Source organism: Flavobacterium sp. LMO8, from assembly GCF_009495755.1.
In the GTDB taxonomy this organism is placed as follows: Bacteria; Bacteroidota; Bacteroidia; order Flavobacteriales; family Flavobacteriaceae; genus Flavobacterium.
In genome coordinates, this window is sequence record NZ_WIBJ01000031.1 from 238,529 (window position 1) to 255,530 (window position 17,002).

General features: G+C 31.9%; 18 protein-coding genes. 6 read left to right on the forward strand and 12 right to left on the reverse strand.

Features of this window, described 5'->3' with window-relative positions; all coding sequences use genetic code 11:
• Window position 1: 1 nt before the first annotated feature.
• From GFJ94_RS08995 to GFJ94_RS09015, 5 genes are all read right to left on the reverse strand, one after another.
• On the reverse strand, window positions 2–562 hold the full coding sequence (locus GFJ94_RS08995) for a hypothetical protein (RefSeq protein WP_153201215.1): 561 nt from the start codon (window positions 560–562) through the stop codon (window positions 2–4).
• Complete coding sequence (gene truB / locus GFJ94_RS09000; RefSeq protein ID WP_153201216.1) at window positions 552–1,250, reverse strand: tRNA pseudouridine(55) synthase TruB; 699 nt, start codon at window positions 1,248–1,250, stop codon at window positions 552–554. The genes GFJ94_RS08995 and truB overlap by 11 nt, the downstream gene beginning before the upstream one ends.
• Window positions 1,250–2,035, reverse strand: a complete 786-nt coding sequence (locus tag GFJ94_RS09005; RefSeq protein WP_153201217.1) for an undecaprenyl-diphosphate phosphatase — start codon at window positions 2,033–2,035, stop codon at window positions 1,250–1,252. Before GFJ94_RS09005 ends, truB begins: the two co-directional genes overlap by 1 nt.
• Before the next feature lie 67 nt (window positions 2,036–2,102).
• The gene (locus GFJ94_RS09010; RefSeq protein ID WP_153201218.1) at window positions 2,103–2,342 is read right to left on the reverse strand and encodes a DUF3098 domain-containing protein; all 240 of its coding nucleotides are present in this window, start codon (window positions 2,340–2,342) and stop codon (window positions 2,103–2,105) included.
• 48 nt (window positions 2,343–2,390) lie between these two features.
• Window positions 2,391–3,266, reverse strand: a complete 876-nt coding sequence (locus GFJ94_RS09015) for an ABC transporter permease (protein ID WP_153201219.1) — start codon at window positions 3,264–3,266, stop codon at window positions 2,391–2,393.
• Between the two features lie 137 nt (window positions 3,267–3,403).
• Between GFJ94_RS09015 and leuS the strand changes: the two genes are divergently transcribed.
• From leuS to GFJ94_RS09035, 4 genes are all read left to right on the forward strand, one after another.
• The gene (leuS, locus tag GFJ94_RS09020) at window positions 3,404–6,361 is read left to right on the forward strand and encodes a leucine--tRNA ligase (RefSeq protein WP_153201220.1); all 2,958 of its coding nucleotides are present in this window, start codon (window positions 3,404–3,406) and stop codon (window positions 6,359–6,361) included.
• A 256-nt stretch (window positions 6,362–6,617) separates the two neighbouring features.
• On the forward strand, window positions 6,618–7,214 hold the full coding sequence (locus GFJ94_RS09025; protein ID WP_153201221.1) for a hypothetical protein: 597 nt from the start codon (window positions 6,618–6,620) through the stop codon (window positions 7,212–7,214).
• 139 nt (window positions 7,215–7,353) lie between these two features.
• Window positions 7,354–7,776 (forward strand): hypothetical protein, encoded by a 423-nt coding sequence (locus GFJ94_RS09030; protein WP_153201222.1) that lies wholly within the window; start codon window positions 7,354–7,356, stop codon window positions 7,774–7,776.
• A 104-nt stretch (window positions 7,777–7,880) separates the two neighbouring features.
• Window positions 7,881–8,576, forward strand: a complete 696-nt coding sequence (locus GFJ94_RS09035) for a zinc metallopeptidase (protein ID WP_153201223.1) — start codon at window positions 7,881–7,883, stop codon at window positions 8,574–8,576.
• Window positions 8,577–8,737: 161 nt separating this feature from the next.
• Here GFJ94_RS09035 and GFJ94_RS09040 read toward each other — a convergent pair whose 3' ends face one another.
• Together GFJ94_RS09040 and GFJ94_RS09045 are read right to left on the reverse strand one after the other, a co-directional pair.
• Window positions 8,738–9,208, reverse strand: coding sequence for an Lrp/AsnC family transcriptional regulator (locus GFJ94_RS09040; protein WP_153201224.1), 471 nt, complete (start codon window positions 9,206–9,208; stop codon window positions 8,738–8,740).
• Window positions 9,209–9,311: 103 nt separating this feature from the next.
• Window positions 9,312–10,682, reverse strand: coding sequence for a saccharopine dehydrogenase family protein (locus GFJ94_RS09045; RefSeq protein ID WP_153201225.1), 1,371 nt, complete (start codon window positions 10,680–10,682; stop codon window positions 9,312–9,314).
• Between the two features lie 126 nt (window positions 10,683–10,808).
• Between GFJ94_RS09045 and GFJ94_RS09050 the strand changes: the two genes are divergently transcribed.
• A complete protein-coding gene (locus GFJ94_RS09050) occupies window positions 10,809–11,195 on the forward strand; it encodes a DUF423 domain-containing protein (protein WP_153201226.1) in 387 nt (128 codons plus the stop codon).
• A 72-nt stretch (window positions 11,196–11,267) separates the two neighbouring features.
• Window positions 11,268–12,893 carry a phosphoenolpyruvate carboxykinase (ATP) gene (pckA, locus tag GFJ94_RS09055; protein WP_153201227.1) on the forward strand — a complete coding sequence of 542 codons (1,626 nt, stop codon included), beginning with the start codon at window positions 11,268–11,270 and terminating at the stop codon, window positions 12,891–12,893.
• A 67-nt stretch (window positions 12,894–12,960) separates the two neighbouring features.
• Here pckA and GFJ94_RS09060 read toward each other — a convergent pair whose 3' ends face one another.
• From GFJ94_RS09060 to GFJ94_RS09080, 5 genes are all read right to left on the reverse strand, one after another.
• A complete protein-coding gene (locus GFJ94_RS09060) occupies window positions 12,961–13,158 on the reverse strand; it encodes a hypothetical protein (protein WP_153201228.1) in 198 nt (65 codons plus the stop codon).
• Window positions 13,155–13,736, reverse strand: coding sequence for a hypothetical protein (locus GFJ94_RS09065; protein ID WP_153201229.1), 582 nt, complete (start codon window positions 13,734–13,736; stop codon window positions 13,155–13,157). Before GFJ94_RS09065 ends, GFJ94_RS09060 begins: the two co-directional genes overlap by 4 nt.
• Window positions 13,737–13,739: 3 nt before the next feature.
• Entirely contained in the window at window positions 13,740–15,215 is a 1,476-nt protein-coding gene (locus tag GFJ94_RS09070) for a hypothetical protein (protein WP_153201230.1), read from the reverse strand.
• 309 nt (window positions 15,216–15,524) lie between these two features.
• Entirely contained in the window at window positions 15,525–16,274 is a 750-nt protein-coding gene (locus tag GFJ94_RS09075; protein WP_153201648.1) for a uroporphyrinogen-III synthase, read from the reverse strand.
• A 17-nt stretch (window positions 16,275–16,291) separates the two neighbouring features.
• Window positions 16,292–16,957, reverse strand: coding sequence for a DUF4271 domain-containing protein (locus GFJ94_RS09080; RefSeq protein WP_153201231.1), 666 nt, complete (start codon window positions 16,955–16,957; stop codon window positions 16,292–16,294).
• Window positions 16,958–17,002 lie beyond the last annotated feature (45 nt).

Here is a 17,002-nt window from a genome sequence, read left to right on the forward strand (position 1 = left end):
TTTAAAAAGATATTAAAGCAATGCCAAGACTTATACTTCCTTGACTATTGTTGTTTAATTTAAATCCATAGGAAACAACTTCAATAAAAAGTTGCATTTCATCAGCTTCTAAGTTTAATTTTATTCTTTTAAATGTTCCAGATAATTCACCTCTTCCAATAGCAAATGTTTGTCCTAACCCAATATCAATTCCAATTCGAGTTTCTTCACCAATTTTTGGCATAATTCTAAGGTTTGAAAATAAGGGAGCTACCACTAATTTTTCAGAAAGTTTCATCCCTATACCTGAATTGATACTAAAGCCCAGCCATTTATTAAAATGCAAGCCATAGCCAAAATTAGCATTGATACCATCTGGAACAAACCAGCTGTTATTGGTTCTTCCATCTGGATAGACTTCTCCTCGATTTTTATTTCCTTGTAACGGAACGGAAATTTCAAATTGAGTATATGTAATTTTATTTTTCGTTGGAATAGAATCGGAATCTTCAATAGTATATTCTACCTGTCCAAATGACAAGTTGAAAACAAACATGACAAAAATTAGAATTTTATTTTTCATCAAGGAGTGATTTTTCAAAATCATCTGGTGTAACTCCGTTTTCAACAGCATAATCGCCAATTTTTGTACGACGAAGCGCCGTTAAATGCCCGCCCGATTGTAACGCTAATCCAAAATCATACGCTAACGAACGAATGTATGTTCCTTTGCTGCATTTAACTCTAAAATCAACTTCGGGCAATTGAATTCGTGTGATTTCAAATTCGTAAATCGTAGTTTTTCTGGATTGAATTTCTACTTCTTCGCCAGCGCGCGCGTGTTCGTACAAACGTTTTCCGTCTTTTTTAATAGCAGAAAAAACAGGTGGTTTTTGGTCGATTTCACCAATAAACTGTTTTGTAGTTTCTAAAATTAAAGCTTCTGTAATATGTGCTGTTGGAAAAGTGGCATCGACTTCAGTTTCTAAATCATAAGATGGAGTAGTAGCTCCTAAAACAATAGTTCCAGTATATTCTTTGGCTTGCGCCTGAATTTCGGTAATGTTTTTGGTGAATTTTCCAGTACAAATAATTAATAAACCAGTCGCTAACGGATCTAAAGTTCCGGCGTGACCAATTTTAAATTTCTTTGGTAAATCGTACTTGCGTTTTAAAATGTATTTCAATTTGTTCACCGCTTGAAAGGAAGACCATTTCAAGGGTTTGTCGATTAAAAGTACTTTTCCGGCTAAAATTTCTTCGGCATTCATTAGATAATAGTTAATTTTTGTACGAAGAAATGAATCAATAGAATTGCAAATCCGGCAACGATTCGGTAATAACCAAAGATTTTAAATCCGTGTTTGGTTAAAAATCCGATGAATGATTTGATAGCAATTAAGGCTACAATAAATCCGACTACATTTCCAATAATTAATAAATTAATTTGGTCGTCTGAAAGTACAAAACCATCTTTATAATAATCGTATGATTTTTTCAAAGTCGCTCCTAACATGGTTGGAATCGCTAAGAAAAACGAAAATTCGGCTGCTGTTGTTCGCGATAATTTTTGTGTCATTCCGCCTACAATGCTGGCACCACTTCTGGAAACACCAGGAATCATCGCTAAACATTGGAACAATCCAATTTTAAAAGCGGTTAAATACGAAATTTCTGTTCCTTCTGAATTTCCAAACCAATCATCGACTTTCAACAATAAAAATCCACCAATAATTAAGGAAATCGCTACTGTGATTGGATTTTCTAATAAACCATCAATAAAATCACTAAGCAATAATCCGAAAATTACGGCAGGAATAAAAGCAACAAATAATTTAAAGTAAAAATCAAGTGATTGAAAAAAACGTTTGAAATACAAAACAATTACAGAAAGTATTGTTCCTAATTGAATTACGATTGTAAAGAGTTTAGTAAAATCGTCTTGTGCAATGCCAAAAAAAGACGAAGCAATAATCATATGTCCCGTTGAAGAAACAGGTAAAAATTCGGTTATTCCTTCAATAATGGCAAGAATAATGGCTTGAAATGTATTCATTTTAGTAATTAGAGATTAGTGATTAGAGATTAGCAAAACCTGCTTACTAATAACTGAATACTGAACACTATTTTTTAGGGTTTTTTAAAATCGAATAAATCGTAATTCCGAATCCGATTAAAACAACTGTTGGAGCCAAACGAATTCTTCTGAAACTAAACAATTCTTCACCATTAAAAACGTTAGGATCTTCGCTTCCGCCACCACTCATTAAAATGAATCCTAGTCCAATTACGGCCAATCCAACCAAAAGGATTTTATAATTTACTTTATCAAAAAGAAATTCAGGTTTATTGTTATTTTCCATATTATAAATTTTTAAATCACTGTACACTTAATACTGGAACACTGATTACTAGTAAAGATCATCTGTTTTTAAATTCAAGAAACGTTGTGTTGCAAAGAATGTACTGATAGAAGTAATTACGATTCCAACTACTAACACTCCTAAAATTACGATTGCAATAGAAACATAATCTTTTGCAATGCCTAAACTTGGGAATAAACCATCTACATAAAACACTAAAGCCAATAAAGCAACAATAGCCAATCCAGAACCAATTAATCCTAATTTAATACTTCTCCAAATAAATGGTTTTCTGATGAACGATTTTGTTGCTCCCACCATTTGCATTGTTTTAATCGTAAATCGATGTGAATAAACAGAAAGACGTAACGAACTATTAATTAACAACATCGCAACAACGGTTAAAATAGCACTGATGATTAAAATCCAAAGACTAATTTTAGTCACGTTATTGTTTACCATATCTACTAGTTCTTTATCGTAGATAATTTCCGAAACCATTTCGTTTTTACGAATGTTTCGCTCAATTTTCTTGATGCTATCTGCAATTACATAATCACCTTTTAAGTGAATGTCAAATGAATTTTGTAATGGATTGAAACCTAAGAATTCCATAAAATCCTTACCCACAATATCTACATTGTTTTTAGCGGCACTGTCTTTATGAACAAAAACGAAGTCCTTAATGAATTTGGCATTTTTCATTTCTGTGTCAAATGCACTTATAGTAGAATCATTAGCATCGTTATTGAAGAAAACCGTCATAGGAATGTTTTCTTTAAAATCATTCGTTATCTTTTTTGAATTGATTACAAAAAGTCCTAAAGCTCCTAAAAGAAACAATACTAAAAAGATACTTAAAACTACCGAAAAGTAGGACGAGATTAAACGTCGCTTGTTGTAATTTTCAAAAGATGATGCCATAAAATTCTATTTAAGCCGTAAAAATAGTAAAGATATTTTGTTTACATAGAATATAACAACAAAGTTTTAACTTTAGTATTATAAAACGTATTTTTGCACCTTATTTTTTCGGATAAAACCGATAACAGAAAACTGACATGAAATACCACCACGAAAAAATCGAAGCCAAATGGCAACAATATTGGGCAGAAAACCAAACTTTTGCTGCATCAAATAACAGTGAAAAACCAAAATACTATGTATTAGATATGTTTCCTTATCCTTCTGGAGCTGGGTTACACGTTGGGCATCCACTGGGTTATATTGCTTCTGATATTGTCGCAAGATATAAAAGACATCAAGGGTTTAATGTGTTGCATCCACAAGGATATGATTCATTTGGTTTGCCAGCCGAACAATATGCGATTCAAACGGGTCAACATCCAGCGGATACGACTCGTATGAATATTGAAGGTGGTGTGGATAAATCAGGAAACACGATTCAAGGCTACAGAAATCAGTTGGATAGAATTGGTTTTTCTTTCGATTGGAGTCGTGAAGTGCGTACTTCTAATCCCGATTATTACAAGCATACGCAGTGGATTTTCATTCAATTATTCGAATCTTGGTACAATAAAAATTCGGATAAAGCGGAAAGCATTTGTACGTTAATACAAGAATTTGAAAAAAACGGAAATGCAAATGTAAATGCGGTTTGTGATGATAACATTGCGCCATTTTCAGCTGAAGATTGGAAAACATTTTCATCAGAAGAACAACAAAAAATACTTTTACAATACAGATTAACCTATTTAGCTGAAACCGAAGTAAACTGGTGCGCAGCTTTAGGAACCGTTTTAGCGAATGACGAAATTGTAAACGGCGTTTCAGAACGTGGTGGACATCCAGTGGTTCGTAAGAAAATGACACAATGGAGTATGCGAATTTCTGCTTATGCGGAACGTTTATTGCAAGGTCTAAACGAAATCGACTGGAGTGAATCGATCAAAGAATCGCAAAGAAATTGGATCGGAAAATCAGTTGGAGCAATGGTTTCGTTCAATGTAAACAATCACGATGAGAAAATTGATGTCTTTACAACTCGTCCTGATACCATTTTCGGAGTTACCTTTATGACATTAGCTCCAGAACACGATTTGGTTGCTCAAATTACCACTCCAGAACAAAAAGCTGCGGTGGAAGCCTATGTAGAAGCTACAGCAAAACGTTCAGAACGTGAAAGAATGGCAGATGTAAAGACCATTTCAGGAGTTTTCACAGGTGCTTATGCCGAACATCCATTTACAAAAGAACCAATTCCGGTTTGGATTGGCGATTACGTATTAGCAGGTTACGGAACTGGAGCTGTAATGGCCGTTCCATGTGGTGATGAGCGCGATTATGCTTTCGCGAATTTCTTCAAAGGAACGCAAGGAATGCCAGAAATTAAAAACATTTTCAACCAAGATATTTCAGAAGCAGCTTTTGGAGAAAAAAGCGGTTTCGAATTAATAAATTCTGATTTCTTAAACGGATTAGATTACAAATCGGGAACGAAAAAAATCATCGAAGAATTAGAAAAAATAAGCGCAGGAAATGCAAAAGTAAATTACCGTTTACGTGATGCCGTTTTCTCTCGCCAAAGATATTGGGGTGAACCTTTTCCTGTTTATTATGTGAATGGTTTACCACAAATGATTGACAAAAAACATTTGCCAATTGTTTTACCAGAAGTTGAAAAATATTTACCTACCGAAGACGGTCAGCCACCATTAGGTAACGCAACCGTTTGGGCTTGGGATACAGAAAAAAATGCAGTAGTTAGCAATGATTTAATTGATAACACAAAAGTTTTCCCACTAGAATTAAACACCATGCCAGGTTGGGCAGGTTCTTCTTGGTATTGGATGCGTTATATGGATGCACACAACACCGAAGATTTTGCTAACGAAGAAGCTATTAAATATTGGGAAAGCGTAGATTTATACATTGGTGGAAGCGAGCACGCAACCGGACATTTATTGTATTCTCGTTTTTGGAATAAATTCTTAAAAGACAGAGGTTATGCACCAACCGAAGAACCTTTCAAAAAACTGATTAATCAGGGAATGATTTTAGGGATGAGTGCTTTTGTTTATCAATCCGTAAGTGAAAACAAATCAGCTCCAACATTATATATATCAAAGGAACTACTCAATAAAGATTCTATTGAAAGTAATTGGATTGAAAGAAAAAGAGAAATTTTTTCAAATGCAGGTTTGTCAGAAGAAGAAATTAAAGCAGTTGTTTTTAGAGCAATTCATATTGACGTTTCTACTCTTAAAAATGAAAATGAAGTTGATTTAGTCAAATTAAAAGATTGGAGAAGTGAATTTAATGACGGGGTTTTCTTAACTGAAGATGATGGTAAATTTATCGTTCTAAGAGAAGTAGAAAAAATGTCGAAATCGAAATACAATGTGGTTTCGCCAGATGATATTTGTGAAGAATATGGAGCAGATACTCTACGTTTATACGAAATGTTTTTAGGACCATTAGAGCAATCTAAACCTTGGAACACAGCAGGAATTACAGGAGTTGCTGGTTTCTTGAAAAAACTATGGAGATTATACTTTGATGACAATGGTTCAGTAATTGTAAACGACGAACCAACGGCAGAAATGTACAAATCGTTACATAAAACCATCAAAAAAGTAACGGAAGACATTGAGAATTTCTCATTCAATACGTCGGTTTCTCAATTCATGATTTGCGTGAACGAATTGCAACAATTAAAATGTAATCATAGAGAGATTTTAGAACCGTTAGCGATTTTAGTTTCACCATATGCGCCACATATTGCAGAAGAATTATGGAGCGCTTTAGGTCACGAAGGGTCAATTGCAACCGTTGCTTTCCCAAAATTTGAAGAAAAATATTTGGTTGAATCTGAAAAAGAATATCCGGTTTCATTCAACGGAAAAATGCGTTTCACCATTAAATTACCATTAGATTTAACCAAAGAGCAAATTCAAGAAATTGTTTTAGCAGACGAAAGAACTATTGCACAATTAGCAGGAAATACACCAAAGAATATTATTATCGTTCCAGGTAAAATTATTAATTTGGTAGGGTAATCCTAAAAGCAAATAAATTTTAAATTTATAATCCCAAGCTTTTCTTAGCTTGGGATTTTTTATTTGACTTTGAAATTTTTAAACAAAAATGTTTGTTTTAGGTATAAAAAACATGTTTTTTGTTAAATTTTTGCATTTTAACATGTTAATCTGAGGTTAGTTGTTGAAAAATGTATATATTTAGAAATCAAAAAATTATGATTATTATTTTTTTAAAATAAATCTACTAGTTTTATTAATCCCAAATCGATAAACTATGAAGAAAAATATAACTATTTCAGTAGTGCTGTTTTTTGTTTCTTGTTTTGTATTCTCTTTAAATGCTCAAGTTTCAGACAGTAATTTGTCAAAAAAGTTTTCAACTTTATTCAACAATTCATCTAGCTATCAAAATTATAAGATGGTCAATAAAGATGACGCTTTAGATTTTCAAACCTATCTTCAGAATTATATTCAGCTGGAACAGTCTAATCAACTTGCTTTAAAAAATACGTTGATTGAAAATGAAAAAGAACTTTTGGTTTTAAAACAAGAAATGTCCGAGTTGATTACTATAAATCAAATGTTAATTCAAGATAGCGATAATGTTAGTCTTTTTGGAATGGCAATAAATAGAGATACCTATTATGTTTTTGTTTGGGTATTGTTTTTAGGGTTACTACTTTTTTCAATTGCGATGTATTATCGATTTAAAAAAGCTAACAAAATAACGGAAAGTTCTAAAATGGTTTTGCAAGAATTAGAAGATGAATATGAAAATTTCAGAAGAGTATGTATAGAACGTGAACAAAGTTTAAGAAGACAATTGTTTGATGAGATAAAAAAAACCAATGAATTAAGAGATGCTTCTTAATTAGAAATTTTTAGTATTTAAACCTTCTTAGAAAAGAAGGTTTTTTTTTGAGTTTAAAAAAATAATAGTTCAAACGAGAATTTTTTTTGTAACATTTTTCATTTTTTACGTATAATAGATAAACTAAAAAACTATAAAAATGGAAAAGAGAAACATTGGAAAAATAATTGCTGGAGTTGTGGTCATTGGGTTTATATTTATTGCCGCTTTAATGTTTGGTTTGCCAAGATATAACGTATGGCAACAAGAAATGGCAGGAAAAGCAGAAATGGCAAAAGCCGAACAAAATCGTAGAATTTTAGTAGAAGAAGCAAAAGCCAAATTAGAAGCAGAAAAATTAAACGCCCAAGCCGAAATTGAACGCGCAAAAGGTATGGCAGAAGCAATGAAATTAGAAAACGGAACATTAAGCGAAACCTATAACCAATATTTATTCATTAGAACGTTAGAAAAATTAGCAGATAAAGGCGATTTACCGCAAATTATCTATGTGCCAACTAACGGAATGGTTCCAGTAATGGATGTTTCTAAAAAATCACCAGTAAAGCAAATGAAAGAGTAATTGTTTTTAGAATTATTTAACGAATGCCAAAATGTCATTTTGTATCTTTGGCTTGTAATTTGTTGTTGATTTTAGTAAATTTAGAAATTTAAAATATAAAAGATATGTGGACATATTATATCATTATTGGAGCTATTGCTCTTGTGAGTTGGTTAGTAAGTAATAAATTGAAGAGCAAGTTTGCTCATTATTCTAAAGTTACGTTACGAAACGGAATGAGTGGTGCTGAAATTGCAGAAAAAATGTTGCAAGACCACGGAATTACCGATGTAAAAGTAATTTCAACACCTGGTCAATTAACAGATCATTACAACCCAGCAAACAAAACAGTTAATTTGTCAGAAGCAGTTTATAACCAAAGAAATGCTGCGGCAGCGGCAGTAGCGGCTCACGAATGTGGTCACGCTGTGCAACATGCTCATGCGTATCAATGGTTAACGATGCGTTCTAAAATGGTGCCTGTAGTAAACATTTCGTCAAGTATGTCGCAATGGTTAATTATGGGAGGTTTAATTTTAGGATTTGCTTCAAAATCAGGTATTGGTTTTTATGTAGCGGTTGCAGGTTTAATTTTAATGGCAATTGCAACTACTTTTAGTTTTGTAACACTTCCAGTAGAGTACGATGCGAGTAACAGAGCTTTAGCTTGGTTAAAAAATAAAAATATGGTAAGTCAGCAAGAATATGCTGGTGCTGAAGATTCATTAAAATGGGCAGCAAGAACATATGTAGTTGCCGCTTTAGGAGCTTTAGCGTCGTTATTATATTGGGCTTTCCAAATTTTAGGTTCGAGAGACTAAACGAATATTTTATAAAATTAAAATCCGTCAGACGCAAGTATGACGGATTTTTTTAATAAAATTATATTAGTTTGTCATTTCGACGTAAGGAGAAATCTCATAATTCGAGACTTTTGATATGTGACTTCTCCTTACGTCGAAGTGACAATATTTAAAAAAAATTACAACTGAATTTGTCTCTCAATTTGTTGCTCCAAAGAAATATATGTTTCCGTTCGTGAAACACCATCTATAGGTTGGATTTTTTTGTTGAGTAATTGCATCAAATGTTCGTTATCTCTACAAATCAGTTTGATTAAAATACTCCAATTTCCCGTGGTATAATGACATTCCAATACTTCCGGAATCTTCTTCAATTCTTTCACCACTTCAGGATTACTAGAAGCTTTTTCTAAATAAATTCCGATGAAAGCCATCGTACTATAACCCAAAACTTTCGTATCCACAATAAATTTCGAACCTGAAATCACACCCGCTTGTTCCAGTTTTCTTAGTCGTTGATGAATCGCAGCGCCAGAAATCCCAATTTTATTCGCAATCTGTAAAATAGGTTTACGAGCATCGTCCATTAAATCGCGAAGGATTTCTTTGTCAATTCCGTCGATTTCAATTTGTAAGTGATTTATCTTCATTTTTAGGTAATTTGAAAGTAAAAATACAAAATCGATTTCAAATAGAATAAAAAAAATCCGAAACCAATTACGATTTCGGATTTTTAAAGTCTTGAAATAATGATTAATTGTTCACATTTAGTGGATTGTAACCTAAATAAGGTACTTCCATTTCTTTGAAAATTACACCGTAATCTTCTAATTCTTTTAGTATTGGATTGTACACTTCTTTTGTAATTGGTAATTGTACGCCAGGAGTGGTAATTTCTTTGTTTAAAATTTTTAATGTTGCAATTGCAACAGGTAGCCCAACTGTTTTCGCCATTGAAGTATAAGTTTGATCATCACCAATACAAACCATTGTTGAATCAATTTGTTTCTTTTCTCCATTTAATTCATAACCAAATTTATGATACATAACAATCATGTCTTTATCATTTGGTTCCAAAGCCCATTTTTCTGATAATATCTTTTCTAATATTTGAGCTGGAGTTGCTTTTACTAATCCTACTTTTTTGTTTGGATTAAATAAGTCAATTTCAACTAATTTGTCCCAAATAATATCGTCTTGATCAATTTTTTGAATGTGTCGTAATTTGATTTCTACAGTATCAGTTGGATGATAAGGTAAGAATGAATTCGTAAATTCTCTATAGGTCATGCTTTCCGAGTTGTCAATAGTATACGAATCGTCAGTCATTCCAAGTTGTACTAAAATGTCCCAAGCTCTTGAGTACCCAACTCTTCTAATCGTTCCTCGGTAACAAGTTAAAGCGTCGTCTAACCCATAAACACTTCTGTATTTTAAGGAATCTCGGTTGGCATACGCTTCAAATCTTCCGTAACCTTCCACTTCTAAAAATTCAGTTCTTCTAAATAATTTTGAATACGGAATGTACTTGTAATTTCCTTCTTGAATAAATTTTGCAGCACCACCTTGTCCTGCTAAAACAACGTTTCTAGGATTCCAAGTGAATTTATAATTCCATAAATTAGTATCGCTTTCAGGAGCTACTAATCCACCGCAGAACGATTCAAATAAAATGATGTTACCCCCTTTTTCGCGAATTTCATCCAATACTTTCATCGCACTCATATGATCGATTCCTGGATCAAGCCCAATTTCGTTCATGAAAACCAAGCCATTTTCTTTAGCCGCAGCGTCTAGTTCTTGCATCGCGGGACTAATGTAAGATGCCGTCACCATGTGTTTTTTGTAAGTAATACAATCTTTAGCCACTTCTAAATGCAAATGTGCCGGCAGCATAGAAACTACAACATCTGCTTTTTGAATTTCTTCTTTTCGTTGTGCCTCATTAAAAATATCAAAAGCAATGGCTCTCGCATTTTTGTGATTGTTAGTCTTTTGTTTAGCTAATTCTTCCGATAAATCAGCAATTGTAACATGTAGATTTTCTTTTTCCGAATTTCCTAAAAGGTATTTTATGAGTGATGAAGCTGATCTTCCTGCTCCAATGACTAAAATATGTCTCATCTTTGGGTGTGTTGTAAAAATATCACACGAAGATAGTAAAATGTTATATTTATGAAAACATTTTATTGATTTATGTCATAATTTAACATAAAAACTTTTCCTATCTTTGGTCTCAAATTTAAAAAAATGGACAAAAGAATACTATTAGTTGCCGCATTTTTAGGGATAACGGCAATAATTTTAGGGGCATTTGGAGCTCACGCATTAAAAAAATTACTTTCGATGGAGCAATTGGCAACATTTGAAGTTGGGGTGCGTTATCAAATGTATCATGCATTGTTTCTTTTGTTTATTGGAACTTTTACTTTTTTAGGAGAGAAAGAACGCTCAATCATTTTTTATTTAACGATAGTAGGTGTTTTGTTTTTTTCAGGGTCTATTTATCTTTTAGCGACAAACACGGTTACCAATTTGAAGACTAAATTTCTAGGACCTATTACGCCAATAGGCGGTTTGTTCTTGGTTTCGGCTTGGGGATACTTATTTTATGCTGTTTTATCTAAAAAACAGTAATTAAAAAAACGCTATCTAAAATATAATTTATAATTTTGCACTTTATTAAATACACAACATAACAAACAATTTATGGATACGAATACGCATATTACGAAATCGATTTCGTTAGAAAAGTACGGAATCGTTAATGTATCAGAAATAATATACAATCCTTCATACGACTATTTATATAATGAAGAATTAAATCCAGCTTTAGAAGGATTTGAAAGAGGGCAGTTATCTGAACTTGGTGCGGTTAACGTAATGACAGGTGAATTCACAGGTCGTTCTCCTAAAGATAAATATATTGTTAAAGATAGCGTTACAGAAAACACGATTTGGTGGAATTCTGATAAAGCAGCTAACGATAACAAACCGATTTCACAAGATACTTGGAATGCTTTAAAAGAAACTACGGTAAAGCAATTGTCAAACAAAAAATTATATGTGGTTGACGCTTTTTGTGGTGCAAACGAAAATACTAGATTGAAGGTTCGTTTCATCATGGAAGTAGCATGGCAAGCACACTTTGTTAAAAACATGTTCATCCGTCCAACAGAAGCTGAATTAGATAATTTTGGAGAGCCTGATTTTATTGTAATGAACGGTTCAAAAACAAGTTTCAAAGTTTACGGAGCTCACGGATTAAACTCTGAAGTATATGTAGCGTTCAACTTAACGGAGAAAATCCAATTAATTGGAGGAACTTGGTACGGTGGAGAAATGAAAAAAGGATTATTCTCAATAATGAACTATTACTTGCCATTACAAGGAATCGCTTCTATGCACTGTTCAGCTAATAAAGGAAAAGATGGTGATGTGGCTGTTTTCTTTGGTTTATCAGGAACAGGAAAAACTACTTTATCAACAGATCCAAAACGTGAATTAATCGGAGACGATGAGCACGGATGGGATAACGATGGTGTTTTCAATTTTGAAGGTGGATGTTACGCAAAAACTATCGATTTAAGTGCAGCAAACGAACCAGACATCTTTGGAGCAATCAAAAAAGACGCGTTGTTAGAAAACGTAACAGTTGATGCTAACGGAAAAATTGATTTTAAAGATGGTTCTGTTACTCAAAACACACGTGTTTCTTATCCAATTAACCATATTGAAAATATTGTAAGACCCGTTTCTAAAGCAGGTCACGCTACTAAAGTTATTTTCTTAACAGCAGATGCCTTTGGAGTAATGCCTCCCGTATCTAAATTAACTCCTGAACAAACTAAATATTACTTCTTGTCAGGATTTACAGCTAAATTAGCAGGAACTGAAAGAGGAGTAACACAACCAGAACCAACATTTTCAGCTTGTTTCGGAAAAGCATTCTTATCTTTACACCCAACAAAATATGGTGAAGAATTAGTTAAGAAAATGGAGCAACACAATGCTACAGCTTACATGGTAAACACAGGTTGGAACGGAACAGGAAAACGTATTTCAATCAAAGATACAAGAGCAATTATAGATGCTATCTTAGATGGTTCAATCGAAAAAGCGGAAACAAAAACAGTTCCAGTATTTAATTTTGTAGTTCCTACTGCTTTACCAAATGTAGATACCAACATTTTAGATCCAAGAAATACCTATGCTGATGCTGCTGAATGGCAAACAAAAGCAGAAGATTTAGCTTCAAGATTTATCAAAAACTTCGTTCAATATACGGATAACGAAGAAGGAAAATCTTTAGTAGCAGCTGGTCCTCAATTGTAATATAATAAAATTAAATAGTAAAAGTCCTGAAATATTCAGGACTTTTTTGTTTGCGTAATAAGTGTTATTATTTTTTTATTTTTCCTAAGATTAATTTAGTAAGTAAAATTAAAAACAATATCACTGCTATTAATGTAGTTATTGTATAATAAGGAATTACATAATAATTATCATAAATACTAAAGAAAAAAAAGTCTTCTTTTAATGTTAAACTAGCAGTTGACAACACAATAATGGTTGTAACATAAATCATTATTTTTTTCATAGTTTGTTTTGATTTAAAAAGAAAGCATTGAAAAAATTAAATTCCCCCATTTCAATGTCTTGAAAATTAATATTTGGAATTGTTTCATTTGCTAATTGAATAGGAAATTTATTAAAACCAGTTTGTTTCTCAATTATGCATGATATAGTTTTGATTTCTTCTAAAAAAATCGATTGCTCTTTTTCGGGATTATGCATAGGAACTGTTTTCCATTTATATGGATTTAATTCAATTTCATTTTCTAGTATATAAATCAAATATAAGGGAACTAAAAAACTAATATGAATACAAATTTTATTCAGAGTTGAGTCTCGTAAAACATCTATTTCTAAAGAAATACATCTGTCCTCCCAATTAGAAACAGTCACGTCGGTAATGTTTTTTAAATGGTCAATGTTTTTTATTTCATCAATTATCTTGATATAAAAATCAGATTCTAAATAATTAGAAAATTCATTTAAAGTATTTGTTAAATTCTTATATTCAAAAGTTTTCAAATAGTTTTCCTTATCAAGTATATTATCAATATTCTTTGGATAAAATAAATAAGCTAAATTTTTTAAATTTTTTTGTATCATTTTTTAATTACAATTTCCATTACCAAAACTAGTTCTATATTGAGTTGGTATAATAGTAAAATTATTTGCGTTGAAGTTAACTCTTCCTCCAGGAATGTATAAAGGATAATTATGTTTTAATCTTTGTTTAAAGTACATGTCGACTATCATTCCAGATACTGGCTTGTTGCCAAATTTCTTTACTGTTTCATCCATTGCTTGTTCTAATGCATGAGCTGAGGTATTTGCGGCTAATCCAGGGCTAATATAAGTACTTCCAACACTTAGATTTATAGGGCAACCAAATAAAATGGCTTGAGGAAATTCGGATAAATGATTGACATAAATTCCTTGAGGTGAAATAACGGTTACTTGAAAATGAATATTTAATACAGCTGATTCTTGCCAATTAGAGCCTGTTTGCTGAAAATTGAAACTTTCACAATTTGGATCAATATCTACGTTCTCCGGTTCTACATCGTCGTTTTCAGGATTTAAAATATCAATGATAATCTCTGAAATAAAGTTGTGGTTTTCAGTTGTATTGCCATATGAGTTTAAATAGTCATTTGCCAAATCAATCAACTCCATTGCAAAAGCTGGGTCGGCATCAACTTGAGGTAAATAACTAGAAATTGAAGCTACTGCATCATCATTTACAGGATTAGTCCACCAAGCAAATTGAGTTGGAGATAAGTTTTTCACAAATTCTTTTACAATTTGAGCGGCCATTGTTGTGGTTATCGGGGCAGTTGTTACTGTTGTGGAACCAGTTCCAGCACCTAATCCACCATGATTGTTAGAAGAACTACCGCCAGCACCCCCGCCCGTTGAGTAATGAAAACTCCAGTAATAACTACAAGTAGAGTTTATTAAGGTTATTGTACTTTCTCCTGTTGAAGGATTGGCAACATCCATGTAGCCGTATTCATTAGTAATTTCATAAGTTTCATCGCAATAATAATTTAAATTACCAGTTTCATCACTATAAACAACAGTATTACTGCTTGAATAAAATATTTTGTTATTTAAATTTTCAGTGTTAAACACTATTTCTCTAATAGAAGCATTAGTATTTTGACCATTCATTGCTGCTTCTTTATTTGGTCCATAGTTAACTAAATAAGTTTTTGTTGTGTTATCCATTTGTTGAACAACTAAATTTTCAAAATCGTTTGAATTTTCTCTATAAACTGGAAATGTTAACGAGGTAAAGTTGTCGCCTTCAATCAACATTGCTTCTTCCGTATCAATTAATATGTCCAAAACTGGATCTATAATTATTTTTGAATTTATATTTTCTTTTTTTACGTTATTAATCGTGTTGATTTTTTCAAGAGCAAATGAATAATTGTTTATTCGATTCTCTTTTATTTTCTTTACTTTTATTTCGCTTTGGTTTTTTGAAGAAACAACATCTTCTTCAACTTGACAGCTTATAGTAGTTAGAGTTAAACTAAATGATAGTAAGAGTGATAATAATTTGATTTTTCGTTTCATAATTGTTTGTCTTTAAAATTACTGAATTTTTTCCTAATTTGTTTTAAAAGTTAATAAATATTTAGGCAATTTATAAAGTAATATTTTATTTCTGTTACAGATTTTCTGTACATTTTCAATTTGATTTTCCAGTGTTTATTGAGTTTCTTTATTTTAAAATTATATTTTGTTGTTCTGAGGCGTCTTATTTTTACTTATCATAGAATAAATACTTATCACGAATTACACACTGTAGATATTGAGTTGTATTTTAAAACAAAAAACCCAAACTCTTTCGAATTTGGGTTCTATATAATTTTCCTTGTTTTTTTATTTTCCTTTATTAACCTCGGCAACATATTTTTCTAAAGCTCCCGTCATCGATGGAGTTCCAGGGCTTGGCGCCATGATGTCTACTCGCAAACCGTGTTCTAAAGCTTCTTTTTGAGTAGTACTTCCAAAAACAGCAATACGAGTATTGTTTTGTTTAAAATCTGGGAAGTTTTTAAACAATGATTTAATTCCGGTTGGACTAAAGAACGCTAAAACATCGTAATAAACATCTTTTAAATCTGTTAAGTCACTCATTACTGTTCTGTAAAAAACTGCTTTTGTCCAATCAACTTTTAAGCCGTCAAGTGTTTGAGGAACATCTGCATTTAATTGGTCGGAAGAAGGTAGTAAAAACTTCTCATCTTTGTATTTTTTAATAAGAGAAGACATGTCAACAAAGTCTTTTTGTCCAACATATATTTTTCTTTTTCTATAAACTACATATCGTTGTAAGTAAAAAGCAACGGCTTCAGATTGACAGAAATATTTTAAATCTTCTGGCACTTTATAACGCATCTCTTCAGCTACTCTAAAAAAATGGTCAACAGCATTTCTACTTGTTAATATTATGGCAGTAAAGTTATTTAGATCTATTTTTTGAGCACGAACTTCTTTAGCAGGAACACCTTCTACGTGGATGAAAGGTCTAAAATCAACCTTTACTTTCAGTTTATTTTGAAGCTCAAAATAAGGAGAATTTTCTACTTTAGGCTCTGGTTGTGAAACTAATATTGTTTTCACTTTCAAATTTGACATATTTCTCTCTAATTTTTTGTAAACCAATTATAAATAAAATAGTAAGGTGCTATTTCAAGGGTGCAAAGATATAAAATAAAATAAAATATTTTACGTAATAGTAAATTTTGATATAATTTCAGCGCAACCAAGTAAGTAGTGATGTTTATAGTAATTAAGACTGTCAGTAATGACCAAAAGAACCAATCTGAATTAAATGAATTGTAAAATAAAATGATGTTAATAGGTAATAAAATGAAACCAAAATAAGCTCTATAATTCACTTTCAGTAAGTTAAATTGCTCGTTAAATTCTTCAATTTTAAATGCAGTTGCAATAATTTTCTCAATTAAGAATTTCGAAAGTATAAAAACAGTTAAAAAAGTAAAAACTTGAATGTAAACAATAAAGTCAGTTTTTTCGGCTCTATCAAATTGATTTAATATTAATAAAGTAAAGAATGAAAACGAAATTAGCTGTAAGATAAACATTGAAATAGTAAAGCCGCTCATTAAGTTACTACTGTCTCGGTAAATTTTAGTGTATTTATCGGAAAAAGCCAATCGAATAAATTCGTTAAATCGAACAGAAGAAATTGTTTTATTTATGGCAATAATTCCCACGCAAATAACAAACAAGATGGTTGCCCAGTCCTTGCTTTCGATGATTCTATCGTGTAATTGAATTGCTAACATACTGCCGCAAAATTACAAAAAATAGTATCACTTTCATTATTATAA